This window comes from Spiroplasma sp. Moj (assembly GCF_016082285.1).
Classification (GTDB): Bacteria; Bacillota_I; Bacilli_A; order Mycoplasmatales; family Mycoplasmataceae; genus Spiroplasma; species Spiroplasma phoeniceum.
Window position 1 is genome coordinate 1 of record NZ_MQTY02000019.1, and the last position, 13362, is coordinate 13362.

A 13362-nucleotide genomic window follows, 5' to 3' on the forward strand; every position below is an offset into this window, starting at 1 on the left:
AAAAGCATAAATTTTTTAACACCAACTGAAGCTGTGTTAAAATTTTTAAAAGACTAACTGGTCTAAAATGTATATGGTACCTCACAAAAANATTATNTTTTNAACCTATCCAATTAAAATATTTTCTTCAACATAACTGTATTCTTTTTTACCACTTCCACGAATTGAAACTAATAACGTTGAAGAAACTCCTAATTGCCCAATAAACATTAATAGAATCAATATTAAAGTACTTAAAATACCAATGTTATATAGTTCGGTAAAATTTAAAGTACTTAATCCTGTTGTTCCAAATGCACTACAAATTGTAAAAAAAGTATTTAAAACATCAAGATGAGGATTTTCAGCACTAATACAGATAATGGCAATTGCAATTAAACCTCCTGAAATAACAGTAACTCCTAACGCTCGTTTTACTGTTTCATTTGGGATTTTCCGTTTAAAAGCATTAACACTATTATTATTCCGAATAATAGACCAAATTGTAATGATAATAACAGCTAAGGTTGTTGTTCGAATCCCCCCTGAGGTAGAAGAAGGCGCTGATCCAATAAACATCATAATTGACATCACTATTCGTGATCCTGGTAAAAAGTTACTCATTTCAACTGTTGAATAACCTGCATTTCTGGTTGACATTGTATTAAAGAAAATATTCATAAAACCATTTCAATTTGATTTTGAATTTCGTAAAATACTTTCCATATGCTGAGCAGTTTCAGGATGGATTGTATTAATATTCGTAAATTCAATTAATCAAACACTAAAAACACCAATAATTGATAAACCAATATAAGTAATTAAATTAATTTTAGTAAATAAGGTAAATTTAACATGTTCTTTTCGTCGTCAGGCTACAAATTTTCGTTTTAAATCGTAAAAAGTTGGAAAACCTAAACCACCAATAATAAATTGGAATAAAAACACAAATTGAATAAAATAATTAGTATTATAAGGCATTAATGATGAATTACCAATAATATCAAACCCAGCATTATTAATTGATGAAATTGAGTGGAAAACACCGCTTCATAAACTTCGTCAAAAATTATGATAAGTAACATTATCAATCATGAATTTTCCTTCTACTGATAACGGTGAAAAATAAAAATTACAAAATAATAAAATTGCCCCAAAACATTCCAAAATAATTAAAAAAATAAAACTATTTTTAATTAAATCCATTGTATGCCCAAAGTTACTACTTCCTCGTTCACCTTGCACTAGCATTTTATCCTTAATTGAAATTCGACGCCCTAATCATACAAAAATCATAATTTTAAAAGTAGCAATTCCAAAACCACCTGTTTGAATTAAAATTAAAATTACCAATTGTCCCCAAAAAGTATAATCCGCTGCAGGATTACTAATTGTAATTCCAGTATCAGAAAAAGCACTAGCAGCAGTAAATAAACCAATTAAATAATTTCACGCAAAAGTAACTAAAGGGTTTAAAATTTTACCTTTTCCATCAAGAATCATCCGTTCTCCGCCATGAACAAAACCTGGAATTGATAACAGTAGTCCGCCTAAAAGAACAATTAAAATATAAACTAAAAATAATCTTCCCGATATTTTTGAGAAGGGTAACCAATGACGACGCCGTGTTAATGGTGCAGTTGGGTCATTATTACGTTGTAGTTTATTATCATTTTTTCTTTTAAAAATATTTTTGAAATATAATTGAAAAAAAACCATTTGTGTCCCTCTTTCATTAATATTATTATATACTACAAGTTAGTAATTATTGCTAATAATAAAAAAAATAGTATAATTAAAAATGCAATAAGGGGGAAAAGGAATGGCAAGAAGAAAAAGTTTTGCAATTATTGGACTAAATAATTTTGGACGTTCAATAATTGAAACACTAATTGCACGAAAACAACATATTATGGTCTTTGATATTGACCAAACTAAGGTTAATAATATGATTGCTAGTTATGAACAAGTTGATGGCGTAGCATTAGACGCAACAGTTAAAACAAATCTAATTGAGCAAGGACTAGACGAGTATGATACTGTCATTATCACAATCGCAAGTAATATTGAAGCTAGTATTTTAACAATTATTGGATTACAAGACCTTGGAATTACTAATATTATTGCGAAAGTAAAAGATATCCGTCATGCACGAATTCTAAAAGCATTAGGAATTAATAATATTATCCAACCCGATACAATGGCCGGAAGTATTACGGCAACTAAAGCAATGTTTGATATTGACATTGAAATGCAAACTGTTGATGAAAATTATGCATCATTAATTATTCAGGTGACTGATCCAAATATTGAAGGACAAACATTATCAGAATTACGTTTTATTAATAATAAAGATTATAATATTGTTTATGTTAAACGTAAAGGCCGTGTTATTTTACCCGGAGATGTTGAAACAATTAAATTAGATGATGAATTATTATTTATTGCTAAAATTAGTGCAATTAATGATTTAACAATTAAATTACAAAAAATTGATCAAGAATATGAAAAAGATGGTAAGTAACCATCTTTTTTTTATTTCCCTTGTTTCGCTGTAATTAATTCAATAACTACTTGTTGGCCAATTTCTGGGGCAACTTGTCCTTTTGTTAATTTCATTAATTCACCCATAAAAAACTTAATTACTCGTTCTGGCCGTTGCTCATATTGTTCTAGCATTGCTATATTAGCATTAAAAACTGGCTCAATAATTGTTTTAATTTCAACTGGGTCACTAATTTGTTTTAATCCTAATTCAGCAACAATTTTCGTTGGAGCACAATCTTCATTTAAAATTCGTTGTAACACTGTTTTGGCTTGTTTATTTGAAATTATATTTTGATTAATTAACATAATAATTTCAACTAAATTTTGTGGTGTTAATGCTGTTTCACTTATTGTTAATCCTTTTTGATTTAAATAAGCACTAATATCACCAATTAAATAATGAGCAATCATTTCATAATGTGGTGATAACTTAATTGCTGCTTCAAAAAAATTCATTAAGGCATAATCTTGTAAAATAATTTCAATATCAGCTGGTTTTAAATTTAATTTTGATAAATAACGTTTACGTTTGACAGCTGGTAATTCTGGCATATTTTTAAGAACTTTTGTCATTCAATTTGGATCTAATTTAATTGGAAAAATATTTGGCTCAGAAAAATATTTATAATCAATAGCATCAGTTTTATGACGCATTAAAACCGTTGTTTTTGTTTTTTCATCAAATCGGCGTGTTTCTTGTTCAATTCTTTTTCCCATTAATAAAAGTTCACTTTGTCTTGTAATTTCATATTCAATTGCCTTTTCAGCATTTGCAATTGAATTAAGATTTTTTAATTCAACCTTATCACCAAATGTTTTCACACCAATTGGACGTAACGAAATGTTAACATCGCATCGTAATGAACCTTCATTCATTTTAGCATCACTAACTTTGGTATAAACTAAAATTTCACGTAAAGTTTCTAAATATTGACGAACTTGAAACGCTGACCGTAATACAGGGCGAGTTACAATTTCAATTAAACCAATTCCAGCACGATTATAATCTAATAATGTTTGGTCTTCTTCATGCAACTGTTTAGCAGTATCTTCTTCAATATGCAGACGTTCAATTTCTACTTTAAAAGGTTTATTATTCTCATCAATAATCGTTAAATATCCATTTTGACCAATTGGATAATATTGCTGCGTAATTTGGAAACCTTTTGCTAAATCAGGGTAATAATAATTTTTACGATCAAATTGAATGACTGGATCAACTGTCAAATTAAGTGCTTGACAAGCAATTAACGCTAACTCAACTCCCTTTTTATTAACTGTTGGCATTACTCCTGGATACCCAACATCCATTGGATTAACCATACTATTGGGTTTAGACCCATAACTCACTGCGCCAGAAGAAAACATTTTTGTCTTTGTTTTTAATTCAACGTGATTTTCAATTCCAATTACTACCTCAAAATTAATCATGATTGTTCCCCCTTTCTGGTGCCACTTTATTTTTAATTCCAACAATCTCTTCAATTAATAAACTAGCATTAAAGACCTTTTGGTCAGCAAAAGGAGCAGCATTAACATTTATTCCAATTGGCATTTTATCAACAAAAGCAAGTGGAACAGTTAATGATGGATTACCCATTAAATTACCTAATACTAATAAATCATCAACATAATTTTCTAGTTCTGCCTCTGTTAAAATTTGATCTTTAATAATAGTAGTAATTTTTGGAGCAATCGTTGATGCAGCTGGTAATAATAAAAAGTCATATTTTGCAAAAACAGTAGTTAAAGCATTGACAATTAAACGTCGTACTCGTTTTGCTTTTAAAAATAATAATGTTTGGTTATTTTTTGTTAAAGTGTATGAACCAATAACATAACGACGTTTAACAACATGACCAAAACCATTAGTTCGTGAATTCATCATTACTTCTTGATAAGTGTCCCCATCAACTCGTGTTCCATAATTAATTCCATCCAACATTGAATGACTACTTACTGCTTCGGTAAAAGAAATCACCATATAAACTGGCATTAATGCTTTTAGTAAATCTTCTGGAAAATCAATTGCTGTAACACTAATCTCGCGGGCTGTTAATTCATCATATAAATGATCAAAATGAATTCTAATTTCATCTGGAAGAATCGCATGCGCATTTTTTAAATAAGCAAATTTTTGTTTTTTGATTTTTTCTGATGATAAATTTTTAAAATAACCTTGTTCCTTACTCTTTAATGAGGTTGCATCCTTGTGATCTTCTTGTGCTAAATAATCAAAAACAATTGCACTGTCTTCAACAGTTCGAGTAAAATATCCAACCGTATCTAATGATGGCGCATAAGGAAAAACACCATACCGTGAAATTAAACCATAAGTTGGTTTAAAACCAACAACACCACAATAACCTGCTGGTTTTCGTACTGAATCACCTGTATCTGTTCCTAATGCAAATGGAACAACACCAGCTGCAACTAAAGCTGCTGAGCCAGATGATGAGCCACCAGTAATCCGGCTTAAATCTCAAGGGTTTAAAACATCTCCTGTTAAGGCATATAAACCATGCCCACCCATTCCTAACTCATCCAAAGCTGCTTTTCCTAATAAAATACTATTGTTTTCTTTCAAAATATTAGTTACTGTTGATTCATAATTTGGAATAAAATTTTCTAAAATTTTTGAACTCGCCGTTGTCTTAATTCCTTTTGTTGCAAAATTATCTTTTGCAAAATATGGTAAGGCAAATAAATAAATATTTTTAGGAACAACAAGGTGGTCTAATTTAGCTGCCAAAGCTGTGGCTTCTGTTTTTAATTCTGTCACTGTTGCATTTAAAACCTGATATTTGTCTAAATTAGTAAAAGCATTCTTAACTATTTGCGATGGAGTAATTTTTTTAGCAACTAAAAGATGATGTAATTCTTTGATTGAATAAGCTGCCATTCTATTTAACCACCTTATTAATTACAATATAATCATCTATTTTTTTTGGTGCTGCCGCTAAAATTTCAGCTTGCGGAGCAACATCAATCTCATCATCCTCACGCAAATAGTCAACTGTTAAATCAAATGGAAAATGCATTGAATGAACATTAGTTGTATCAATTTTTTGTACTAAATCCATTTGTTTTAAAATAACATCAAATTCTTGACTTAAATTAGTTAGTTCCTTATCTTGTAAATCTAGCATAATATCATGTGCTAACATTTGTAACACTTCTTTTGTAATTCGTGCCATCTTATCCCTCCTTATTTAATAATTGTTGAAATTCTTCTTCATTAATAATTTTAACATTTAATTTTTGTGCTTTTACTAATTTATTACCAGCATCAGTCCCTGCCAGTAAATAAGTGGTTTTTGCACTAACACTTTCAGAAATTTGCCCACCATAACTTTCAATTAACTCTTTAAAATATTCTCGTGGTTTTGATAAAACTCCGGTAATCACAAACCGATAATTTTCAAACTTCTGTGCTAAATGCTGATTAGTAGCATAATACTCCATTTTAATCCCTTTTTGGCGTAGTAAGGCAAGTTCTTGTTGATTAGCTGAAATTGCAAAATAATCAACAACACTAGCTGCTACAATTGGACCAATATCATTAATAATTGATAATTGTTCAATATTCATGGCGGCTAAATTAGCAATTGTTTTAAATTGTCGTGCTAATAATTTTGCTGTTTTTTGACCAACATGTCGAATTCCTAATGCAAACAATAATCGCTCTAAGGAATTATTTTTTGAATTATTAATTGAAGCAATCATATTTTCAAATGATTTTTCACCAAAATTTTCTAATTCAATAATTTCCGCTCGGTATTGCTCTAATTGATATAAATCAATAAAACTTTTTAAATATCCTAATTTAAATAATCGTTCAATAATTTTTTCACTAATTCCTTCAATATTCATCGCATTTCGTGAACAATAATGTTCTAACCCCCGAGTAATTTTTTTAGGACAAACAGAATTAATACAATACTGGTCAACCTCACCTTCAACACGTTCTAATAAAGAATTACATTCTGGACAATGCGTTGCTTCATGTCATTTTTGAGCATTTTTTTGGCGACAAGCTACAACATAATTAATCACTTCCGGAATAATATCCCCCGCTTTTTTAACTTGAACATTATCACCAATCCGAATATCACGCTCAGTAATAAAATCAGCATTATGTAATGTTGCTGCTCGTACAATTGTTCCTGCAATACGAACTGGCTCAAGAACAGCATTATAAGTAATCCGTCCTGTTCTTCCAACAGAAGGAAAAATATTAAGCAATTTTGTAACCACAACTTCTGCTGGAAATTTATAAGCTATTGCTCATTTTGGATTTTTAGCATTATAACCTATGCGGTTATATAAATTTAAGTTATTAACTTTAATCACAATTCCATCAATTTCATAACCTAATTGATGACGTTTTGGTTCATACTCTTGAATATATGCTCAAACTGCCGCAATATTTGAACAATAAAGATACTCAGGATTTGTTTTAAATTTTAATTGTTCTAATCTTTGTAAAGCTTCGTACTGTGATTGAATTCCATCCTGCAAAGCATTAACATAATAATATAAAAATGCATTTAACTTTCGTTTTGCAACAATTGTTGAATCTAATTGCCGTAAAGTTCCTGCTGCTGCATTTCGAGGATTAGCAAATTCAGATTCGCCATTTTTCGCACGTTCCTCATTTATCTTCTTAAATTCTTCAACTGATAAATAAACTTCACCCCGAACAGTTAAAGTTGGTTGGTCAATTCGAAGAGGAATTGATTTAATTTGTTTAATATTAATAGTAACATCTTCACCAGTAAGACCATCTCCACGAGTTGCCCCCATCACTAAAAGATGATTATCATAAACTAATGAAATTGATAATCCATCAATTTTTAATTCACAAGTATATTCAACCTCTGGCAAACCCGTCAATTCTTTAATTTGTTCATCAAAATGAATTAAATCATCATAATTAAATGCGTTTCCCAAACTTAACATTGGACTTGTATGAACATATTTATTAAACTTTTCGCTAACTTGACCAGAAACACGTTGCGTTGGAGAATCAATTGTAATTAATTCACTATATCGTTGTTCAATTGCAATTAATTCTTGCATTGCTCGATCATATTCTTGATCACTGACACTAGGGTTATCATTCACATAATATTCATAATTTCATTGTTCTAACTGTTCTTTTAATACTAAACTACGTTTTTTTGCTTGTTCAAAAGTCATAATATCCTCCTTTATTTTATTATTTTTAGGTTCTTTTTATGATGCGGGGAAATTGGTGGTTTTTTAAAATGCCATTTTTTAAACGGTTTAATTTTCAATGCATAAACACTAATATTTAAGGCAACTAATAACGCAACAATAAAAACCGTAGCATTGTTTAACAAAGCCTGTTCATTAAAAATTAAAATTAAAAAACGCCCAACTAACGGATTAAAGAAAGTTACTGTTAAAATTGATAGCATATTAATTGGAGTTTTTGCAACAAAATTTGGAATTCGTTCAAAAAAGAATAATCAAATTAAAGCTAAACCTAAAAAGACAAAAGAAATAATTAAGAAGACAATATTTGTTCATGGTTCTCAACGCCCTAATTCTAACTGTACATATAAGGCTGATGCAATTGTTTCTAATGTTCAAAAATTTAAGTTATTTTCCCCCATTGCTAAAACAATGACTACTGAAATTAAAGTAAAAATAATTGGTACAACAAATAATAATTTTTTTTGCCCTAGGTACATCATTATTTCAATATCATGTACTCGTGAATAATTGCGATATAACAAAAATGATAAAATTATCATTAACAAAAATAATCCTAAAAAAATAAAAATTAGTAAAATATTTTTTATTTGTGCGTTGTAAAAGATAAAACATAATGTTGAAAATAAAATAAACTTAACCATATCTTTTAAAAAATTAGTTTTATATTTTAACATACTAATTCATGTTGAAACATAAATAATAAATAACATAATATACGATGCATCTCATTCAAAGGTAATATAACTTGCAAAAATAATACCAATAATTCAAGGCATATTACGACTGCGGTATTCTTCATTTGTGTAAATTGTCATTAAAATAAAAGTGACAAAAAATAAACCAGTTAACATATTCTGTTGATGCCATGAATCATATCCAAAATAATAAATCAATAATTTTGAAGCAGATAAAACAAGGAGTGATAAAGTACCAATTAAAAAACGATTACTTTTTTTATTAGCAAAATTACTCAATAATGTTACAAAAATTGAAGCAAATAGCATTGCATCTAAAATATTTAATAAATTTCAAATAATATCACTTGGATCAATTCCAGTCATTACAAATCAAACTGAAACATTTGTAAACCAAGATAATGTTGCTAAAGCTTGAGCATTAGCAATCGTAACATTTGGATTTAATTTAAAAATAATATTATTATCAACTGAAGCAAAAAAATAAAAACTTAAAATATAACTATTAGTAATGTTTGAACCTGAAGGAGCAATAAAATAATTTTTAGCATAATATAATGCCATAAAAACACCAAATGCAACAACAAAAATGGCGTGATTTCAATCTCATAAATTAATATTAAATCAATAACGAATAAATAATAACAAAAATAATGAATATAAAATATTAATTGATAATAATGAATAAACTAAAATAATATAACGTAAATTAGGAATAAATTCTAATGGAATTAGCAAAAAAGAAATAACAGCAAAATAAAAGAAAAAACCCATAATCATTCCAAAATAAATATTTTTAGTTCGAATTTTTAAAAATTCGGCTAAAATTGCCCCTGTTGAAGAAAAGACTCAGTAATAATATAAGAAAAAAACAATCGCAATTAAAAGTATTTTTACCATTTGACCTTCTTCCTTTCTTAACAATTATAGCAAAAACACTCTAGAATATACTTTATAAAAAAAAATAAAAGTGATTTCCATTTTATAAATCACTTATTAGTTAAAATTATTTCCTATTTAATAACAGCAATAATTTCTCCTTGTTTAACATTACCTGTTTTAACAATATTAATTGTCTTACCGCTCATTGTTTCTGGTGTAAAAACAATTGGCGTATCTAAACTTGGTACATTTTCAACTTTTAAAACTGCTAAATCAACATTACATAATAAATTCCCTTGTTTAACATTATCATCTTGTTTTACTTGAATATCGAATCCTTTTCCATTTAATGAAACTGTATCCATTCCGATGTGTAATAACATTTCAACACCATTATTACTTTTGATTGCATAAGCATGACCTGTCGGAAAAACGGTAATTAATTTCCCAGCAATTGGAGCAATAAAATTACCAGCATTTGGTTTAATTGCTAAACCCTCACCTAACATTTTTTGTGAAAATACTTCATATTCAACTTTATCTAAAGCAATAACTTCACCATCTACAGGGGGAATTATTTCAAGTTCTTTTGGTTTTTTACTAAATAATCCCATCTTTTCTTCTCCTTTTTTCATTAAGCAGACAACTTTGTCATCTATCTTTAGTATACTATAAAATTATTAAATTTATGTGCTATTTTTAAAACAATGCGAAAACAACTAGTTGTTTAACTAAAACCAAAATAGAACCAATTAAGCAAAAGAAACATAATAAAAATAAAATTAAATACTTATTTTTTGAAAAGCAACTCGAATTGTTACCTTCTGTTTAACCGCAAAATTATCATTTTTAGCATTATGGCGTGTTTTATACCATTGTCTTCAATATCAAAATTCACTAATTAATTGATAATGCCGTAAAAATAACAACAAAAGCAATTAAAACTGGTAATGGAAGGTCAATTATTGCATACGTATTTAGATTTATCATTTAAACCACCTATTTAATAAAAAATAACACTATATAGTGTTATTTTATCAAAATTTTAGACTTCTAAAGCATTTTTTGTTCTTTTTTCAACTAAAACCAAAACTTCATCACCTGTTTGGCATTCTAATGCTTCTGTTACTAATTGTTCCATTGCCGAAACTTCTAATTTGCTAATAATACGACGCGCATTTAAAATACTTGTGGCAGACATTGAAAAGTAATCTAATTTCATTCCCATTAAAAGCGGAATTGTTTGTTCCTCTCCAGCCATTTCACCACACATTCCAACCCATTTTCCTTCTTTATGGGCACCATCAATAATTGTTTTAATTAAACGTAAAACAGATGGATTATATGGTTGGTATAAATATGCCACAAATTGGCTCATTCGATCAGCTGCCATTGTATATTGAATTAAATCATTAGTTCCAATTGAAAAGAAATCAGCGTGTTTTGCAAACTGATCAGCTAACATTGCTGCTGCTGGAATTTCCATCATCATTCCAATTTCAATATTGTCTGCCACTTTATGTCCTTCTTTAAGTAAAATTGCTTTTTCTTCTAAGGTAATTTTTTTTGCAGTTTTAAATTCATCAACTGTCGCAATCATTGGAAACATAATACCAGCTTTCCCATACACACTAGCACGTAATAAAGCACGTAATTGTGTTCGAAAAACATCTGTTTTATCTAAACAAAGGCGAATCGCACGATATCCTAAAAATGGGTTCATTTCTTCTGGAAATTTAAAATATGATAATTTTTTATCACCACCAATATCCAATGTTCGAATAATCACTGGGCGCCCTTGCATTCCTTCCAAAACACTTTTATAAGCTTCATATTGCTCATCTTCAGTTGGGAAATGGTCATTATCCATATATAAGAACTCACTTCTAAATAATCCAATTCCTTGCCCACCATTATCCAAAACACCTTGAACATCTTTTGGTGCTCCAATATTTCCTTCTAAAACAAATTTTTGATATCCATCTTTTGAAACTGTTGGTTTATCTTTAAATGCCAATAGTTCTTGTTGCAATTGTAAAAATTTTTCTTTTTCTGTTGTCCAAGTTTTAATCTCCACCGATGTTGGATTTAAGATAACTTCTCCTGTTGTTCCATTAATCATAATTATTTCATGATGGTTTGCTTGTTTTGTAATATCTTTTAATCCTAAGACAGCTGGAATTTCTAGACTACGGGCCATAATTGCAGCATGACTAGTACGCCCCCCCATATCACAACTAAATCCTTTCACAAATTTAGGATTTAACTGCGCTGTTTGTGAAGGTGTTAAATCTTCAGCAACAATAATAACTTTTTCACTAATAGTTGCTAAATCTAAGACCGGAACATTTAAAATATACTTAATTAAACGATCAGTTACATCTTTAACATCAGCTGCACGCTCTTTAAAATATGGATTATCCATACTTGTAAACATTGTAATAAACTTTTGAGCAACAGTATGAATTGCATATGATGCATTATTGTTATTACTCTTAACGATATTTTTTGCTTCATCAATCATTGCTGGATCACGCAAAATTTCCTTATGTGCTTCAAAAATTGCTGCTTTTTCCGCTCCTAATTTGTCTAAGGCAATCTTTTGTAGTTTTTCAATATCTGTGTTTGCCTTTTGCATTGCTGCTTCTAGTATTTTAATTTCTTTTGCCGAATCAGAAACCGTATTATTCGAAATTTCATATTTTGGTTCTTCTAATTTAAAAACTTTGGCAATTGCAATTCCATTGCTGGCACCTATCCCGTGCAGTTTTTTTGACATAATAAAAAATCCTCACTTCTCTTTTTACTAAAACTATTTTTATTATATACCGAAAACTGGAAAATTGTTGCATTTTAACTAGATTTTTTGTTATAAGACATTATTTTCTGTAAAAAACAATAAATTTAAGTAACTATTTTATTTTTTTATTTTATAAAATTAAAAAACATTATTATACTCGTGGAAGATTATATCAACGAGTTTGCATAATTCCGTTAATAAAAATCCGATATCAATAAAATCCAATTAATAAAGTACCTTGTTTAAAATTTAAATTTTTTATTGTATTAATTCTCATTCGTTGAATTTTTTTAATACTATAAATAGCAAACCAAGTTGAATTATAAACAAAAGCATAATCTGGAATTAATTCACTTAAATCAATGTTTTTGCTCAATGCTTGATATTTTTTTCTACACGAAAAATAAATAACTTATTGTTATTATTATTTAATTTTCATTGTCTATAAAAAGATTTAAATTTAAACTGACATTTATCACAAATCATTTGCTGCCCATTTTTTTGCATTACAAAAAATACCTCGCTTTTTTTGTCACCCCACAAGTGTTATTAATTAATATAAAATAAAAAATAAATAGAAATCACAATTTTTTACTAAATAAATTATATAATAATTTTATTTATTTTATTATTTTTTATTAAAAGTTATTTTAAATAATAAAAAGTAGACTAAAACTCTACTTTCTAAAAATTTGTTTTATATTTTATTTTTTGACTCACCATTTGTTAAAATTTCTTTTAAATTTTCATATGTTGTTTCAATCATATTTTTGACAGCTTCATCAGTATAAGAACCTATATGTGGTGTAATAATTACTCGTGGATATAAGGTAATTAATTTATTTGTCAGATTATATGGTGTTTTATTTTCATTAAAATCTTGGAAAAAAACATCACCTTCATTTTCTAATAAATCTAATCCTACACCTTTTAAATGATTTGACTTAACAGCTTCATAAACTGCTTCACTATTCATTAGTTGACCACGCGCTGCATTAATTAACACTGCCCCCGGTTTCATTTGTGCTAGAAATTCTTTATTAACAAAATGATGATTTTGGTCTTTAATAGACTTCTTGCATAACCTATTAAAATAATTGTAAATATTTTTAAAAAGATACTAATAGCAAATTATAATTTTAATTAATTATGTCTTTTATTTAAAAATTTAATATTTTCCTACAACGAAAAAGGACTTTTTTATTTAAATTATTT

At 28.3% G+C, this 13362-nt stretch carries 11 protein-coding genes; 1 reads left to right on the top strand and 10 read right to left on the bottom strand.

Annotated features, from left to right (window positions below; translation table 4 throughout):
- Nucleotides 1-105 precede the first annotated feature (105 nt).
- Entirely contained in the window at nucleotides 106-1698 is a 1593-nt protein-coding gene (locus tag BST80_RS01710) for a potassium transporter TrkG (RefSeq protein WP_415745681.1), read from the bottom strand.
- Nucleotides 1699-1801: 103 nt separating this feature from the next.
- On the opposite strand from BST80_RS01710, the gene BST80_RS01715 reads away from it, so the two are divergent.
- A complete protein-coding gene (locus tag BST80_RS01715; protein WP_338990398.1) occupies nucleotides 1802-2503 on the top strand; it encodes a potassium channel family protein in 702 nt (233 codons plus the stop codon).
- A gap of 11 nt (nucleotides 2504-2514) precedes the next feature.
- On the opposite strand, the gene gatB is transcribed toward BST80_RS01715, so the two are convergent.
- The 9 genes from gatB to BST80_RS01760 form a co-directional block, all read right to left on the bottom strand.
- Complete coding sequence (gene gatB, locus BST80_RS01720; RefSeq protein ID WP_415745682.1) at nucleotides 2515-3957, bottom strand: Asp-tRNA(Asn)/Glu-tRNA(Gln) amidotransferase subunit GatB; 1443 nt, start codon at nucleotides 3955-3957, stop codon at nucleotides 2515-2517.
- The gene (locus tag BST80_RS01725; protein ID WP_415745683.1) at nucleotides 3950-5428 is read right to left on the bottom strand and encodes an amidase family protein; all 1479 of its coding nucleotides are present in this window, start codon (nucleotides 5426-5428) and stop codon (nucleotides 3950-3952) included. Before BST80_RS01725 ends, gatB begins: the two co-directional genes overlap by 8 nt.
- 1 nt (nucleotide 5429) lies before the next feature.
- A complete protein-coding gene (gatC, locus tag BST80_RS01730) occupies nucleotides 5430-5723 on the bottom strand; it encodes an Asp-tRNA(Asn)/Glu-tRNA(Gln) amidotransferase subunit GatC (RefSeq protein WP_114565449.1) in 294 nt (97 codons plus the stop codon).
- A gap of 1 nt (nucleotide 5724) precedes the next feature.
- Nucleotides 5725-7728 (bottom strand): NAD-dependent DNA ligase LigA, encoded by a 2004-nt coding sequence (gene ligA, locus BST80_RS01735; protein WP_415745684.1) that lies wholly within the window; start codon nucleotides 7726-7728, stop codon nucleotides 5725-5727.
- Between the two features lie 11 nt (nucleotides 7729-7739).
- A complete protein-coding gene (locus tag BST80_RS01740) occupies nucleotides 7740-9365 on the bottom strand; it encodes a hypothetical protein (RefSeq protein ID WP_415745685.1) in 1626 nt (541 codons plus the stop codon).
- A 113-nt stretch (nucleotides 9366-9478) separates the two neighbouring features.
- The gene (locus BST80_RS01745; protein ID WP_415745688.1) at nucleotides 9479-9961 is read right to left on the bottom strand and encodes a PTS sugar transporter subunit IIA; all 483 of its coding nucleotides are present in this window, start codon (nucleotides 9959-9961) and stop codon (nucleotides 9479-9481) included.
- Between the two features lie 431 nt (nucleotides 9962-10392).
- On the bottom strand, nucleotides 10393-12126 hold the full coding sequence (ptsP, locus tag BST80_RS01750) for a phosphoenolpyruvate--protein phosphotransferase (protein ID WP_415745686.1): 1734 nt from the start codon (nucleotides 12124-12126) through the stop codon (nucleotides 10393-10395).
- A 172-nt stretch (nucleotides 12127-12298) separates the two neighbouring features.
- Nucleotides 12299-12523 carry a hypothetical protein gene (locus BST80_RS01755; protein ID WP_415745687.1) on the bottom strand — a complete coding sequence of 75 codons (225 nt, stop codon included), beginning with the start codon at nucleotides 12521-12523 and terminating at the stop codon, nucleotides 12299-12301.
- Between the two features lie 321 nt (nucleotides 12524-12844).
- Nucleotides 12845-13252 (bottom strand): NAD(P)-dependent oxidoreductase, encoded by a 408-nt coding sequence (locus BST80_RS01760; protein WP_415745689.1) that lies wholly within the window; start codon nucleotides 13250-13252, stop codon nucleotides 12845-12847.
- Nucleotides 13253-13362 lie beyond the last annotated feature (110 nt).